The following is a 15,626-nucleotide window of genomic DNA, read 5'->3' as shown; positions in this document are numbered from 1 at the left end:
CCGCCCACTAGGCTCACCTGTAACGGCTGCCCCAAGACTATCTCGAACACACTATCGATCCAAGCCCCCACCAGCACAAACGTGGAGTCACAGCCACTCGCCAGGGATCGCACCGGCCGCGAATGGAGGGCGTTCTCGGAGGCAGCGTGCGGCAGGCCGACACTGGCGTCGGCGTCGGCGCGGGCGTGGGCGTGGACCTCAACGCTGACGTGACCGTGGGCGCGGGACTGGACCTCAACACTGACGTGACCGTGGGCGCGGGCGTTGCCGACCGGCCAGCTCACACAAAGGCACGCCCGGAGAAGCACGCCCAGAGAAGCATGCCGGAGAAGAGGGAGCCCGTCCCGGGTCATGTGTGACCCGGAACGGGCTCGCGGTAGGGCGACTCAGCCGCGCGAACGGCGCAGGGCGGTGATGCCCGCACCGGCCCCGATCAGTCCGGCGACGAGGCCGAGGCCGCCGAGCACCAGGGCCGGGGTGCTGTTCCCGCCCTCGCGATCGTCGTCGTCGCTCGCCGCGGCCGCCACGGTGGGGGCGGCGGCCGGCGAGGCCGGGGCCGCGCCGTGCTCGTCGTCCTCCCCCTCCTCGGCCGCGACCAGCTTGAGCGTCGGCGCGGGGTGTTCGGGCTCGGACCCGTCGGTCGTCGCCGCGTCCGCCCACTTGACGACCTCACCGTTGGAGTAGGTCTGAGCCGTGGGGAACGCCAGCGCGTCCACGTTCTTCGGCAGCGGGCCGACCGACACCTCGAACTCCTGGAACTGGCCGGACTCGACCTTCCCGCCGGACCATGTGATCTTCAGCACCGACTCGGTGATCGTGTCGCCGGCGTCCGAGACGACGGGCTTGGGCAACTTGCCGCGGGTGAGCTTGACGTCCCAGCCGGGCACCGGGCGGACCGAGACGAACGGCAGCGGGTGGTCGGTGGGGAAATCGACCTCCACCTTGGTGGTCGAGGCGTTGTCGCGCTCGTTGGGCACCCGGAAGGCGATCTTCGTCCAGGAGCCCTGCACGGCGGTGCCGGGGTTGACGGTGATGTGGGCGAGGGCGGGCACGGCCAGACCGACGGTGAGCGCGAGGGCACCGGCGGTGACGGCGGCCGCACGACGGACGTACGAGGTCATGGGGGTTCTCCAGTCGTCTGCGAGATTACGGAGGCGCGCGAGCATGGCCCTCTGGGGACAAGGGGATCCCGTGGGGAGGTACGCGCCGCTCGCGCGTGAAGCTCAGAAGACGGGGAGAAGCGGTGGCCCGCGGCGGACGACCGCGTGCCGCAGCACGCCCGCGGTGCGGGGTGCGCGCCCGGAACCCGGCGCCGTGAGCCGGCGGGGACGTCCGGTGCCCGCGAGATCGGCCCCCCACAGCGCCAGCAGCGCACGGGCCAGCACGGCCACCGTCCGCAGGCAGCGGACCGCCCCGGCGCCGATCGCGCGCAGCACGGACCACAGGGCCTCCTCGCCGCGCGACAGCCACAATCCGGTGAGCAGCGCCGCGGTGAGGTGGGCGGTGAGCATGCCGGTCTGCGCGGTCAGGCCGCCATGCCAGGTGGGGTGCGACGCCGCGCCGGGTCCCGTCATGTCGAGGAGACAGTGCAGGAACACCTGGGCGCCGACCAGCAGACCGATGATCGCCTGGGGTGACCGTTCCCGGCCCGCCGCGACGGCCGCGCCGGCCGTCACCGTGAGCACCCCCGTGAGGAGCGCGGCGGGCGCCGGCCCGCCTCCTCCGGCGAACCGGTGCGCGCCGACGGCGAGGAGCACGCAGACGGCGGAGAAGGCGGCCGACCGCGCGAGCCTGAAGGAGAGCGTGGCGCGCATGACGCCGGGATTGTCTCACACCCCGGCGATCTCGGCGGTCCGCCACCGATCGCGCCACCGACCACGGCGGCGGACCACGGCGGCCGACCACGGCGGCGCACCACCGCGGCGCACCACCGCGGCGCACCACCGCGGCGCACCACCGCGGCGCACCACCGCGGCGCACCACCGCGGCGCACCACGGCGGTGGATCATGGCGACAGGCCACCCCAGCAGGCCACCCCAGCAGGCCACGGCGTCGGGACCACGGCAGCGGACCACCCCAGCGGGCCACGGCGGCGTCGGCGGGGAAGGAGCCGCGCTGCGCCGTGGCCCGCCGCTGCCGAGCACGGCCTTCGCCGGCACGGATCGTGCCGTCCCGCGCGAGGGACATGCGCGGAGCAGGGTCAGCGGAGAGGGGTCAACGGAGCGGATTCAACGGAGCGGGTTCAGACGCGGGTCCAGCGCTGGTTGGACTGGCCGTTGCAGGACCAGATAATGATCTTCGTACCGTTGGCGGTGCCGGCGTTGTAGGCGTCCAGGCACTTGTTCGCGCCGACGGCGGTGATGCTGCCGTCGGAGTTGAGCCGCCACTTCTGGTTGTTCTGCCCGTTGCAGTCCCAGATGATCACGTTGGTGCCGTCGGCGGTGCCGGCGTTGTTCACGTCCAGGCACTTGTTGCCGTAGACCCGCAGCTCACCCGAGGCGGTCGGCGTCCACTGCTGGTTGGACTGGCCGTTGCAGTCCCACAGCTGCACCTGGGCGCCGTTGGCCTGCGAAACGCCGCTGACGTCCAGGCACCGGCCCGACCCCACGCCCTTGATCGCGCTCCCCCCGGCAGGAGTGGGCGAAGGACTGGCGGACGGGGTGGCGCCGGTCCCCGTGACGGTGAGGAGGACGGCCTCACGGGCGGGCACGGTCGTGGTGTAGCCACCGTCGAACGTGCCGGAGTCGGTCCCCGTCCACAGGTTCCGTACGGTCGCCGGCCCGGCCAGGCCGAGGTCGGCCCAGCGGGCGGTGATGGCGGCGGACGACGTGGTCCGGTTGAGCAGGAGCACCGCGCGCCGGCCGGTCCCCGACAGCACCTTGGAGTACACCTGGCGTCCGCTCTGGTCCTCGGCCACCTTCACCCCCTGCCGCCCGAGGGGGTCCTGGTCGACCGCCAGCACCTCCCGGTTGGTCAGGATCGCCCTGGTCTCGGTGCTCATCGTGGCGAGGTTGTTGCCGGCCAGCAGCGGCGCGCCCGAGATCGCCCACAGGCCCATGTGCGTGCGGTTCTGTGCGGCCGAGAAACCGTTCATGCCGACGACGAGCATGTCGGGGTCGTTGTAGTGCCCCGGGCTCTGGGCCGCGGGATGCTGGGCGGAGTCGAAGTTGGCCAGCACCCGGTCCATCGACGCGGTCTGACCCCAGTAGATGATGTCGCCGCTGGTCCGCCACATGGTGGACATGCCAGGCGCCCAGTCCCAGGGGTTCTGGACACCCCAGTTGCACACCGACAGCACCATCGGCCGCCCGGTCTGCGCCGTGGCCCGGTCTATCGCGTCGCTGATCGCCTGGTAGGCGGTGCGAGAGTTGAGACCCTCGGCGTTCCCCCCGCACCAGTCGACCTTCACGAAGTCGAAGCCCCATCGGGAGAACTGCAGGAAGTCCTGGTCGTAGTGGCCCTCGCTGCCCGTGTTGGGCGCGGCCGGACGGCCGGTCGGGTAGTAGTAGCCGCATCCGTTCCGGCCGGCGTCCGTGTAGATGCCCGCCTTCAGGCCCTTGCTGTGGATGTAGTCGGCGATCGCCTTCATCCCGCCCGGCCACTCCGCCGTGTCGACCGTGATGTTGCCGGAGGCGTCACGCGTTCCCTGCCACCAGCCCTCGTCGATGTTGACGTACTCGTAGCCGGCGTCCTTCATCCCGGACGACACCATCGCGTCCGCCTGAGCTTTGATCACGTTGTAGTTGATCTGGGCCGCGAAGGTGTTCCATGACGCCCAGCCCATCGGCGGCGTCGCCACGGCCGCCACGGCCGCGGCGGTGACCGTTCTCGTCGTGGCGGCGGAAGCACCGTCCGCGACCACCCACCCCGCCGGCACCATCGCCGCGATCGCGAGGTGCACGGCGGCGACCAGCCGCCGCAGCCGCCGGACGCGAGGGGAAGTGCCGCTCACGGTGTGCGCGGGGGGCCGTCGCCGGCCAGGCCTGCGCAGGCGCATTCGTTTCTCCTTCTGGTAGAGGGCCCTCGACAGGTGCGGGCACGGCCGATCTCCGGAGAGACGGCTGATCCCGCGTCCAGGTCCGAGCGGCATGGCGGTACGGCGGCAAGGAAGCCGGAGACACCCGCGAGATCCACTGCGTGGCTGATCGCCGGACGCGACACGACCGGCGCCACCGCAGGCCCCTGCCGCTCATCACCGACCCCGGCAGGAGGAAGCCGAACGCGGCTTCAGTGTCGAAACCACCGCGGGACGTGTCAAGACCGTTGAGCGAATCGTTTCGCGCGGTGCTCAGCATCCCGGCCCCGGCGGCTGAAAGTTTCAGCACGTTTCGCCGCCGACGAGAACGTGAGCACTTCCGATGGACGGGAATCCGGCGGGTGGCCCGGCCCGGGCTCTTGACAGTGCCCGCCGCGTCGTATTTGCTCCGCTGCACCACCGCCCTCGGGTGACTCCCGGAAGGAGGACATCTCCGCCCCCGAATTGTTAACGCTAACAACTGCGCGTGAACCACACTCGGCGAGAACCGTCGGAAGGAATGCCCAGCCGTCCCGCAAGCGCGCGGCGTCTCGCGGCCGACCCCGCGAGACAACGCGAACACACCGGTCTGTCCCCCACCCGGCTCACCCCTGAGGGAGGAAAGAGAGCTCGGACATCGGCCCCAAAAGTGGGCATTGCACCTTTCAGCCCGACATAACGGTTCAGTCGGGGCATCGGGGATGGCAGCCAATCCCGCCGCGGGGGCTCCCCTGAGAACGACATTTCGGTCATACTCGCTAGCGATCAACGGTGCCGAGCCGAGGACGTCCGACGATGACACCCCCCCAGCGCCGCCACGGCGTGGTAGTCCCCGCTGTCGCCGCGACGGCCTTCGCCGTATTGGCGCTCGCCCTGTGGTTCGGCGGCGGCAGACCGCAACCGGCGATCCAGGGCTTGCCCTCCCCCGGCGCCCTGACGACCTGGGGCCTGCCGGTCGCGCGACTCGTCCACGACGTCTGCGCCGCGGCCACCGTCGGGGCCCTGCTGGCGGCCGTCGTGCTGGCCCCCACCAGCGGCCGGGCCGTCGTGCGGGCGGCCGGAGACTGGGCGCTCGGCTGGGCGGCGAGCGCGGCGGTCACCGAGGTCCTGACGCTGTCGGACTTCATCGGACTGCCTCCGGGAGACGCGCTGCGCTCCGGCGCGCTGCCCGCCTTCCTGCTCCACATCCCGCAGGGTCAGGCGTTCCTGACGGTGACGCTCGCGGCCCTGGCGGTCGCCGCCGGGACGCGTCTGCCGGACGGTCCCCTGCTCCGGCTCACGCTGCTCGCGGTGGCGCTCCTCACGGTGCTGCCCCCGGTGTACGTGGGCCACTCCGCGTCGGCCGCCGACCACAATCTCGCCGTACTGAGCCTGATGGCGCACGTCGCGGCCGTCGCGCTGTGGACCGGCGGACTGTACGCCCTCGTGGCGCACCTGCGCGCCGCGCCCGGGCTCACCGTCGCCGTGCGCCGCTTCAGCACGCTCGCGCTGGGCTGCTTCGTCGCCGTCGGGGCGTCCGGCGCGCTCAACGCCTGGGTGCGGCTCGGCTCTGTGCCTCTGCTGTGGCAGTCGAGGTACGGCCTGCTCGTGCTGGCCAAGATCGCCGCGCTCGCGGCGCTCGGCTGGTTCGGGTGGCGGCACCGGCGCAGGACCATCGAGGCGATGGACACCGGCGGGGCCCGCGCGCCGTTCCTCCGCCTCGCCTGCGGCGAGATCGCGGTGATGGCCGGCACGCTGGGCCTGGCCGTGGCACTGGGACGCACGCCCCCGCCGCCCACGGAGACGGCCGTCCACCATCACGACGCCCTGGGATACGCCCTGCCTCCCTTCACCCCTGGCGCGCTCGTCACCGAGGTGCGGCCCGATCCGCTCGCGCTGCTCCTGCTGGCCGCCGCCCTCGCCGCGTACCTGTCCGGCGTACGGCGGCTGTCGCGCACTCCGGGGGAGGGCGACGGGTGGCCGGCCTGGCGGACCGCCTCCTGGGTGGCCGGTCTGGCCGTGATCGGTTATGCCACCTCGGGAGGCGTGGCGGCGTACGCGCCGGCGCTGTTCTCCGCGCACGCGGCGCAGTACGCGCTGCTCGGCGCCGTCGGCCCCGTGCTGCTCGTGTTCGGCGCGCCGATGACGTTGTGGCGGCGGGCCCGTCCGGATGCGGACCCCACCGGCGGTCCCGCCGGCCGCGCGCTGTCCCACCCGGTGACGGCCCTGGTCCTGTACGCGCTGCCGTATCCGGCGCTGTATCTGACTGGCCTGTTCGGGGACGCCCAGCCGAGCCTCGCCCTGCGACTGGCCGCGCAGACGGCGGTGACGGTCACCGCGGTGCTGTTCCTCGCGGTGGCCGCCGGCGTGGACCCGCTCCCCCGCGCGATCCGGCCGCAGATCCGCGCCTGGATGCTCGCCGGGGCGATCGCCGTACGCGCGTGGGCGGGCCTGGTGGTGCTGACCGGGCCGCCGCAGGCGCCGGAGTGGTATGCGGCGCTCGGACTGCCGTGGGCGCCGGACCGGGCGGCCGACCAGCGACTGGGGGCGCTGCTCGGCACCGGCGTGACCGTCGCCGTCCTCGCGGGCCTGCTCGCCCTGCTGCTCGCCCGCTGGCGGGCGGCGCGGCGCAGGACCGCCGCTGCCGCCCCCTCGGGGACGTCCGTGGGCGCCCGCTGACGGAGCGCGGCGCCGTGCGGGAAGGTCAGCGGCGGCCGCGGGGGGCGCCGTCGCGGTCCCTGCGCACGATCGGCCTCCTGCCCTTGATCGTGGTGTGGCGCAGCGCCGCGACCACCTCGTCCACGGCGCCGTCCGGGATCTCGACCAGGGTGAACCGGTCGGCGATCTCGATCGCCCCGATCTCGCGCCCGCTGACCCGGGTCTCCCCGGTGATCGCGCCGACGATGTCCTGGGGACGCACGCCCGCGCTGCGGCCCGCGCCGACGAAGACGCGGCTCATCGCGCCGCCCCCGCGCCGCCCGCGCCGGTCGTCGCGGCCCTGCCTGTCGTCACGCGCCCCGCGCTCGGCCCGCTGCGGGCGCGGCGTGACCTCGGGGATCTCCTCCTCGTCGGCGGCGGCGCCGGTCGACTCGTGGGCGAGCTTGACCGCCGCGAGCGCGATGTCGACCAGGTCGAACTCGTCGGCGAGCGTCTCGACCACCACGCGGAAGCGGTCGAGGTCGCCGTCCTCCATCAGGCTCTCCTGCAGCGCGGCCCTGGTCAGCTCCAGCCGCCGGGCGCGCAGGTCGGCGACCGTCGGCACCTTCTCGACCGCGATCTTGCTGCGGGTGACGCGCTCGATGGTCTTGAGCATGCGGTGCTCGCGCGGCTCGGCGAGCGTGATCGCGACGCCCTCGCGCCCGGCCCGGCCCACCCGGCCGATGCGGTGCACGTACGACTCGGGCGCGGACGGCACGTCGTAGTTGATGACGTGGGTGAGCTGCTCGATGTCGAGGCCGCGCGCGGCCACGTCGGTCGCGACGAGCAGGTCGGCCGTCCCACTGCGCAGCCGGCCCATGACCCGGTCGCGCTGCTCCTGGCCCATGCCGCCGTGCAGGGCCTCGGCGCGGTAGCCGCGGCCGTTCATGGTCTCGGTGAGGCTGTCGACCTCCTCACGGGTGCGGCAGAAGACGATCGCCGCGGTCGGCGCCTCCACGTCGAGCACGCGGCCCAGCGCGGCCGGCTTGTACGCCCGGCTCACGATGTAGGCGCTCTGCCGGATGAGCGGGGCCTCGCCGGCGGCGGGCGCCTCCCGCTCGATCCTGATCCGCACCGGCTCGCGCAGGTGGCGGCGGGCGATCCCGTCGATGCGCGGCGGCATGGTCGCGGAGAACAGCACGGTCTGCCGGTTCTCCGGGGTCTCCTGGAGGATCGCCTCGATGTCGTCGGCGAAGCCCATGTCGAGCATCTCGTCGGCCTCGTCCAGGACGATCATGCGCAGGCCCTTGAGCGGCAGGGTGCCCCTGCCGATGTGGTCGAGCGCCCGCCCCGGGGTGGCGACGACGACGTCCACGCCGCGCTCGAGCGCCCGCAACTGCCGCCCGATCGGCTGGCCGCCGTAGATGGGCAGCACCCGCGTGCCGAGGTCGCGGCCGTAGCGGTGCATGGCCTCCGACACCTGCACGGCCAGTTCGCGGGTGGGCACCAGCACCAGCCCGCCGGGCTCGCCGCCGTCGGCTTCCAAGGCCGCAGGGTGGCCGGCATGCAGCCGCTGGAGCATGGGCAGGGCGAACGCGGCCGTCTTGCCCGTGCCGGTCGCGGCCTGCCCGAGGAGGTCGCGGCCCTCCAGCAACGGCGGGATGGCCTCCCGCTGGATGGGCGTGGGCTCCTCGTAGCCGAGACCGGTCAAGGCCTTGAGGAGCTCGGGGCCCAGCGCCAGATCGGCGAATCCGGGTCCTTCATCGATCTCGTTCACGACCATGTCCTGCTCCTGGTCCTGCTCCTGGTCCCGGCTGTGGCGGGGCGAATGTGCACGGGACGACCCTATGGTCTTTCCGCCCTTACCCCGAACGCCGCCCCCGGCACCCGCCCGGTGCGCCCTGGGTTCCAGGGCGCACCGGGCCGCGTGCCGCCGTCCTCGTGCGGGCCGTCAGCCCAGGTCGCGGGTGGTGCGCAGCAGTGTGGCCAGTTCGGTCACGGCCGGGTCATCGGTCCGCGCCGCCAGGCGGTCGGCCTGGTCGATCAGCTCGGCGAGGCTCCAGGTCCCGCCCTTCCCGGACCCCCGGCCGCGCAGATGCCCGGCGAGATCTGCGGCCACGGCGTCGACCTGGAGACGGACGGAGGCGCTCCCCCACAGGGCCGGGGCCAGCGCGAACACGTCGACGCTCCGGTCCGCCTCGGACGGCCGCCGGGTGTCGGGGTCCAGCCAGCGCACGGTGGCGGTGGCGAGCCGGCCGTCCGCGTCCGGGCGCAGGCGCACCCGGTAGAGCGCCGTGACCGAGTGACCGGGACCGATCTCCCCGCCGTCCTTGCTGTCGTCGCGGAAGTCCTCCGAGGTCAGCGCGCGGTCCTCGTAGCCGAGGAGCGAGTACGACTCGACCGCCGACGGGTTGAAGGAGACCTGCGCCTTGGCGTCCCGGGCGCGCACCTCCAGCGTGGTGGTGAGTCTTTCGGTGAAGGCCTTGCGCACCTCGTCCTCCGTGGAGACGTACACGGCCGCGCCGTCGCCCCTGTCCGCGAGCTGCTCCATGAGCTCGTCGCCGTACTCGCGGCCGACGCCCACGCACAGCAGGGTGATCTTCTTCCCCGCGTACTCGCTCACCCGGTCGAGGATCGCCTGCCAGGCGGTCTCGCCGGTGTTGGCCAGGCCGTCGGAGAGCAGGATGACGCGGTTGGTGGCGTCCTCGCGGAAGGCACCGGCCGCCAGCCGGTAGCCGGTCTCCAGGCCGTCCGACAGGTTGGTCGATCCGCCGGCGCCGAGCATGTCGACGGCCTCGTGCAGCTCGGACCGGTAGGTGACCGCCGTCGTCTCCGCGACCACCTGGGCCGTTTCGCGGAAGGACACGATGGACACCTGGTCGCCGGGCACGAGCTGGTCGACGAGCGTGTGCAGCGCCCGGCGCACGAGGTCGAGCCTGCCGGGCTCGGCCATGGACCCGCTGACGTCGACCACGAAGGTCAGGCTGACGGGCCGCCGCACCGACGCGTCCGGCTCGCGGGTCTGCAGGCCGACGCGGAGCAGCGCCGCCTGTTCCCCGGGCAGCCTGGCCCCGTCGAGGTGGACGGCGAAACCGTCGCCGTCCGGCTCCGCATAGTCCTGGCGGAAGGCGTTGACGAACTCCTCCGTACGCACCTGCCCCGGTTCTGGCAGGCGCCCCTCCTGCAGGACACGGCGGGCGTAGCCGTAGGAGGCCGTGTCGACGTCGAGGGCGAAGGTCGAGGGCTCCTCCGCGCGGTGCTCCCCCTCTTCCCTGTCGAGTGAGGGCATCTCCGCGCCGGTGTCGTCGTGCCGGGCCGAGTCCGGGAATCCCCGGGGAGCGGCCGGCGCTCTGGCCCCGGCGTCCGGCGCGGCCGGTCCGACGGCACAGGCGGTGGCGAACAACAGGGCGATCACAGTCAGAACCGCGAGGATCGGGCTGGACTTCTTCATGGGCGCCTCCGAGGTAGGTCCACCCTCTAGGACGGACCCCGGACGGCCGTGCGCCGCCTCGGTCATCCAAGTGAGGGCGAACCGTTCCCCGCTCGTGATCATCGAGGCCCGGTACGTCACCCCTGCCTCAGCGGTCACACTCCCGGAGCCGCCCAGGAGGACATACCGTGTTGGTCGTGGATCTTCGGGAGCTGAGACGGGCCAGGTTCGCGGTGTCGGTCACCTTCGCCCTGCACGGAGCGGTGACCGGCGGCTTCGCCTCCCGCATCCCCTGGATCCAGGACCACGTCGGGGCCGGGCCCGGCGGGCTCGGGCTCGCCCTGCTCGCGCCCGCGGTCGGCTCCATCCTCGCGATGCCGACCGCGGGACGCCTCACGCACCGGTTCGGCGGGCGGGCCGTCACCCGCGTCTCGATCGGCCTGTGGTGCCTGATCCTCGTCCTGCCCCCGCTGGCGCCGGACCTGCCCCTGCTGTGCGCGGCGCTCATGCTGTACGGCGCGGTGGCCGGCATCGGCGACGTCGCGATGAACGCCCAGGGGGTGGTGGTCGAGCAGCGGCTCGGCCGTTCGATCATGTCCGGGCTGCACGGCATGTGGAGCGTGGGGACCCTCGTGGGCGGCGCGGTGGGCACGCTGGCGGCGAGCACGGACCTCGACGCCCGGCTCCATCTGGGCGGCACGGCAATCGTGCTGTTCCTCGTGGCCCTGGCCGTCGGACCGCTGCTGCTCGACGTGCGGGCGGGCGAGGACGAGCCGGCCCCGCCCCACTTCGTGCTGCCGCCGCGCGGAGTGCTGCTCATCGGGCTGGTGGGCTTCTGCGCGGTGTTCGGCGAGGCCGCCGCCCAGGACTGGTGCGCGGTCTATCTCCGTCAGGTCGCGGGCGCGTCCCAGGCGCTGGGCGCCGCGGCGTACACGGCCTTCGCCTGCACGATGGCCGCGGGCCGGTTGTGCGGCGACGCGGTGGTGCGGCGGCTGGGTCCGGTGGCGACCGTGCGCGGCGGCGGCGCGCTGGCGGCGCTCGGCGGGCTGCTCGTCGTGGTCTCCCGTACCCCGGTGCCGGCGATCGCCGGGTTCATGCTGATCGGCCTGGGGATCGCCGTGGTCATCCCGCTGGTGTTCGCGGCGGCGGGCAACGCCGGGCCCTCACCGAGCGCAGGTGTCGCGGGCGCGGCCACCGTGAGCTACGCGTCGGGGTTCTTCGCGCCGAGCGCCATCGGCGGGATCGCCACGCTGGCCGGACTTCCCGTCTCGTTCGCGCTGGTCACCGCGCTGCTGCTGGCGGTCCTGCTGGGCGCGCGCAGGCTCGCGCCCTCGGCCGGGAAGGCGCGTCAGGAGACGCGGCAGGCCCCGCACGGGCAGTAGCGCCCGGACCTCTGCCGAGGTCTCCGTCGTACGCGTACGGGAGCCCGCCCAGCGGGACAGGCGACGGCCCAGGGACTGGGCCGGGCGCTCGACGGCGCGGTAGGTCAGCGCGGAGCAGGCGAGCACCACCCCGAGCAGAAGGACGGCCATGGCCAGGCGTTCGGCGAGGGAGAAGCGGCCCGGGTCCGTCGTCAGCCGCCGGAGCACCTGCACGGCGAGGGGATGCAGCAGGTAGACGGAGTAGCTGATCAGGCCGAGCCCCACGAGGGCGCGGGGCATCGGCCGGCGCCGCAGAAGACGGGCGGCCAGGAAGGTGGCCCAGGCCGCGGCGACGGCCGTGGACCAGCCCCAGGTGAACGCCAGCGCCTGGTCGGCGGGCATGCCCCAGCCGGGGCCGAACGCCCACGCGGCGCCGATGGACGCGACCGGGACGGACACCAGCGCCCACCCGCTCCTCTTCCAGCGCAGCCGCCCCTGGTCGAGCCGGTAGAGCACGGTGCCGGCGAACATCGTCGCGAGGATGGCGAGGCTCTGCCACGCCCCGATCCGGCTGTTGGCGCCGAGCAGCACGAGAGCCAGCACGGCCGCGGCCGCGGTGCCGCACACGCGCAGCCGCCCGCGACACGCCAGCGACGCGGCCGCCGCGAGCAACACGACCGCCGTGACGACCACGACCTGGGCGGTGCCGGCGCCCCTCGACAGCGCGCCCGCCGGAAGCAGTCCGCCCACGGTGACGGCCGCGGCGGCGAAGGCGAGCATGCCCGTGGTGCCGGCACGGTGCACGCCCGCCACGAACATCGCCGTCACGAGCAGGTAGAAGACCATTTCGTACGACAGCGTCCAGAACACGTTGACGACGCTGACCACCTGAAGGAGGTCCTGCAGCATCGTCAGGTGCGCCAGGGTGGAGATGCCCGGATTGTCGGCCAGCTGGCTCGGCAGCGTCGCGTACACGCCCGCGGCGCCGAACACCGTCCCGGCCGCCGCGGCGACGAACCACAGGGGATACAGGCGGAAGACCCGGTTGATCCAGAACCCGCCGACGCTGCCGCGGCGTTCCAGCGAAACCGGCACCACGTAGCCGCTGACGAGGAAGAACACGAGCACGCCGTACTGGCCGAAGTTGAACCACTGGCTCGCGCCCGCGCGCACCTCGGGAAACAGCGCGTCCACGCAGTGCTCGAACACCACGACGAGCGCGGCCAGGCCACGCAACGCGTCCAGCCATCCCTGCCGCGGCGACTGCGACGGCGGCCGCGGCCGCGCGGGTGACGCCTCCTCTCCGACACCGGTCCGGTTCGTTTCCACAACATCGACGAACATCCGGTCAGGGTAGGGGGTCAACCTGGGAAAAGCGTAAGCGCCCCCCTGGACCTTACGGCCTCAGGGGGCGCATACGTACCACTATGTCAGGTCTGCACAGTTTCGGGCGTCGGCGTCCCCAGCCGCGCCCGGCACCCACCGAACGTTCGCGAACGAGGCGGAGAACGCGCCGTCGGTGTAGACGAGGAACGGCGTGTTGACGTTCTCGAAGTCCAGGTTCGGCGAGAAGCAGGACACCGGGATCTTGACGGTCGCCTTCGTGCCCGCCGGCAGGTTCTGGAACAGCGACGTCGCCACGACCTCCGCGAAGCAGGGGTAGACGCAGTGCGCGCTGATCACCGTGCGGGCCGCCGGCGGCTGGTGGACGATCGTGTCGAAGACCAGCGCCGCATCGGCGTTCAGGTAGCCGCGCAGGTCGCTGCCGCCCGCGGGATCCTGCATGTAGAGCTGCGCCGCCCCTGCGCCGTTCCAGGTCGCCTTCAGCCCGTCGCCCTGAACGGTGACGTCCGACGGGACGACGGCGATCTCCGCGTGCGCCGCCTCGCCGTCCACGCCGATCTCCGTGCCGCCCCAGTTCTCGGCCGAGCCGATGTAGCTCTTGTACGGCGCCACGTCCTGGCGGTTGTAGACCTCCAGGTCCTCCGTCGCGGTGCCGCCGCCGCCCGTGCCGGAGCAGCCGGACCCGGGTGAGGTCTCGTCGAGTGTGCCGACCGACCCGGTCTGCCCGTAGCGCAGGCCGTAGCCCAGCGGGAAGAGCGGGTCGTAGCCCTCCTCACCCTGCTTCTGAGAGGGGGGATTCAGCGGCGACTGGCAGGCGCTCCTCGGCCACGAGTACGACAGCGTGCCCGTGTAGCCGGGGCCGCTGTGGCGGCTCCTGACCAGCAGGTCGGCCACGCCGCCGCCCTCGGTGCCGGGCAGCCAGGCGACCACGAACGCGTCCGACCGGTTGAGCTCCTTGTTCACATGCAGCGGACGGCCGGTGACGTAGACGGTGACGACCGGCGCGCCCTTGCCGGAGACCTTGTCGAGCACCGCGAGGTCGCCGGGGTAGAGAGCGGCCGCCTCCAGCGAGCGGCGGCCGAGGTCGCCCACGCCCTCGGCGTACGGCGTCTCGCCGATCACGGCGATCACCGTGTCGTACGCGCCGGGGTCCACGCCGTCGGCCGTCTCGCTGAAGGTCACGTGGTCCGCGCCGAGGACCTCCCGCAGGCCGCCCAGGATGGTCGTGCCGTTCGGGAAGTCGGCGTTGGTGTTGCCGGTGCCCTGCCAGCTGAGGGTCCAGCCGCCGGTCTGGTTCTGCATGCTGTCGGCGCTCTTGCCGACCACCAGCACCTTCGACCGGGGGGACAGCGGGAGCACCTTGCGGTTGTTCTTCAGCAGGACCTGCGACTCCCGCACCGCCTTCCTGGCCAGCGCCCGCGCCTCCAGGGCCTTCGCCGAGCCCGCGCCGGGGCGCGCGGAGGGCTTGGGCGCGTCGAACACGCCCGCCCGCAGCTTCACCCGAAGGATGCGCGTCACGGCGTCGTCGATCCGGGACATCGGGATCTCCCCCGCCTCGACCTGGGCGATCGTGGTGGAGATGAACGCCTTCCAGTCGTTGGGCACCATCACCACGTCGATGCCGGCGTTGATCGCCCGGGCGCAGTTCGAGTTCGTGCAGCCGGCGACCTGGCCGATGCCGTTCCAGTCGGAGACGACCACGCCGTCGAAGCCCATCTTCCGCTTGAGCACCTCGGTGAGCAGTTTCTCGCTGCCGTGCACCTTGCCCTCGGTGATGCCGAGGTCCTCGTTGGTCCAGCTGTTGAAGGACGCCATGACGGTCTGCGCCCCTGCGGCGAGCGCGCCGTAGTAGCCCTGGCCGTGGATGTTGACCATGTCGGCCTCGGACGAGGGGTTGACTCCCTGGTCCTGTCCCTTGAGCGTGCCGCCGTCGCCGATGAAGTGCTTGGCCGTCGCGATCACGCCCCGGTCGCCCAGCCCGCGTGGGCCGCCGCCCTGGAGGCCGCGGACGACCTCGTAGCCGTACGCGCGGGTGATGCGGGGGTCCTCCGAGTAGCCCTCGTACGTGCGGCCCCAGCGATCGTCCCTGACGACGGCGAGGGTGGGCGCGAAGGCCCAGTCCTGGCCGGTCGCGCGGACCTGTGCGGCGGTCGCGGCGCCGATGTCGTGCAGCAGGCACGGGTCGTGCGCCGCGCCGAGGCCGATGTTGTGCGGGAAGAGCGTCGCGCCGAAGACGTTGTTGTTGCCGTGGACGGCGTCGATACCCCAGATGACCGGGATCCTGGTCCTGGTGTTCACCGACGCCTGCCAGTATGCGTCGGCGAGGGCGAGCCAGTCCCCCGGGGCGGCGTGCTTGTCGCGGCCCGGCCAGGATCCGCCGCCGTTGAGCACGGAGCCGATGCCGTACTGCGCGACCTCCTCCGGAGTGATCGCGGAGATCTCCGGCTGGGTCATCTGGCCCACCTTCTCGGCCAGGGTCATCCCCGCGACGATCTTCGCGACGCGCTTCTCGTCGGCCGGGTTCCGCTTGATCTCGCTCGTGACGGCCGGCCAGTCGGGCAGCGCGGGCAGGCGCTTCTCGATGCGCGCGCAGCCGTGGTCCATGTCCGGCTTGCCGACCACCGGCCGGACCGCGGGATTTCCCGGGGGCTTCCCCGGCGGCTTCCCCTGCGGCTCGCCGGGGGGCGCCGCCGCGACGGCGCCCGGCAGCAGGGCGAGGCCGGCCAGGGCCGACAGCAGCCGCCGGCGGCCCGGCGGGCGAGGGGTGATGAGTCTGCGCATGAACGTCCGTTCTCCAGGAGCCACGTGGGCCAGATCGGGTGTTACGGGCGTGTTGCGCAGATCGTCACCCCGTAAGACC

Annotated in this window: 9 protein-coding genes and 1 pseudogene; 3 read left to right on the top strand and 7 right to left on the bottom strand. The window is 73.0% G+C overall.

The genetic code is table 11. The features are described from left to right. Positions 1-122 precede the first annotated feature (122 nt). Entirely contained in the window at positions 123-359 is a 237-nt protein-coding gene (locus ACIBK1_RS14960; protein WP_030512604.1) for a hypothetical protein, read from the top strand. Positions 360-386: 27 nt separating this feature from the next. Here ACIBK1_RS14960 and ACIBK1_RS14955 read toward each other — a convergent pair whose 3' ends face one another. The 3 genes from ACIBK1_RS14955 to ACIBK1_RS14945 form a co-directional block, all read right to left on the bottom strand. Next, a complete protein-coding gene (locus tag ACIBK1_RS14955; RefSeq protein ID WP_030512605.1) occupies positions 387-1,121 on the bottom strand; it encodes a YcnI family copper-binding membrane protein in 735 nt (244 codons plus the stop codon). A 102-nt stretch (positions 1,122-1,223) separates the two neighbouring features. Beyond that, entirely contained in the window at positions 1,224-1,814 is a 591-nt protein-coding gene (locus tag ACIBK1_RS14950) for a hypothetical protein (protein ID WP_030512606.1), read from the bottom strand. 428 nt (positions 1,815-2,242) lie between these two features. Continuing rightward, positions 2,243-3,997, bottom strand: a complete 1,755-nt coding sequence (locus ACIBK1_RS14945; RefSeq protein ID WP_396735179.1) for a glycoside hydrolase family 27 protein — start codon at positions 3,995-3,997, stop codon at positions 2,243-2,245. A gap of 813 nt (positions 3,998-4,810) precedes the next feature. On the opposite strand from ACIBK1_RS14945, the gene ACIBK1_RS14940 reads away from it, so the two are divergent. Further along, on the top strand, positions 4,811-6,673 hold the full coding sequence (locus ACIBK1_RS14940) for a cytochrome c oxidase assembly protein (RefSeq protein WP_396735176.1): 1,863 nt from the start codon (positions 4,811-4,813) through the stop codon (positions 6,671-6,673). A gap of 25 nt (positions 6,674-6,698) precedes the next feature. On the opposite strand, the gene ACIBK1_RS14935 is transcribed toward ACIBK1_RS14940, so the two are convergent. Then, on the bottom strand, positions 6,699-8,414 hold the full coding sequence (locus ACIBK1_RS14935; RefSeq protein WP_030511864.1) for a DEAD/DEAH box helicase: 1,716 nt from the start codon (positions 8,412-8,414) through the stop codon (positions 6,699-6,701). 168 nt (positions 8,415-8,582) lie between these two features. After that, positions 8,583-10,082 (bottom strand): vWA domain-containing protein, encoded by a 1,500-nt coding sequence (locus ACIBK1_RS14930; RefSeq protein ID WP_396735173.1) that lies wholly within the window; start codon positions 10,080-10,082, stop codon positions 8,583-8,585. 167 nt (positions 10,083-10,249) lie between these two features. Between ACIBK1_RS14930 and ACIBK1_RS14925 the strand changes: the two are divergent. Next, positions 10,250-11,221, top strand: a pseudogene (locus ACIBK1_RS14925) (MFS transporter); the annotation flags it as partial. A gap of 3 nt (positions 11,222-11,224) precedes the next feature. Here the strand turns inward: ACIBK1_RS14925 and ACIBK1_RS14920 are convergent. Together ACIBK1_RS14920 and ACIBK1_RS14915 are read right to left on the bottom strand one after the other, a co-directional pair. Further along, entirely contained in the window at positions 11,225-12,766 is a 1,542-nt protein-coding gene (locus tag ACIBK1_RS14920) for an acyltransferase family protein (protein ID WP_449566883.1), read from the bottom strand. 81 nt (positions 12,767-12,847) lie between these two features. Further along, entirely contained in the window at positions 12,848-15,547 is a 2,700-nt protein-coding gene (locus ACIBK1_RS14915) for a glycoside hydrolase family 3 N-terminal domain-containing protein (protein WP_396735167.1), read from the bottom strand. Between the last annotated feature and the right edge of the window lie 79 nt (positions 15,548-15,626).

Origin of the sequence: Microbispora rosea, assembly GCF_044460045.1 — a bacterium.
In the GTDB taxonomy this organism is placed as follows: domain Bacteria; phylum Actinomycetota; class Actinomycetes; order Streptosporangiales; family Streptosporangiaceae; genus Microbispora; species Microbispora rosea.
Note: the sequence above shows the minus strand (reverse complement) of the source record. Positions and strands in the feature narration are given on the sequence as shown.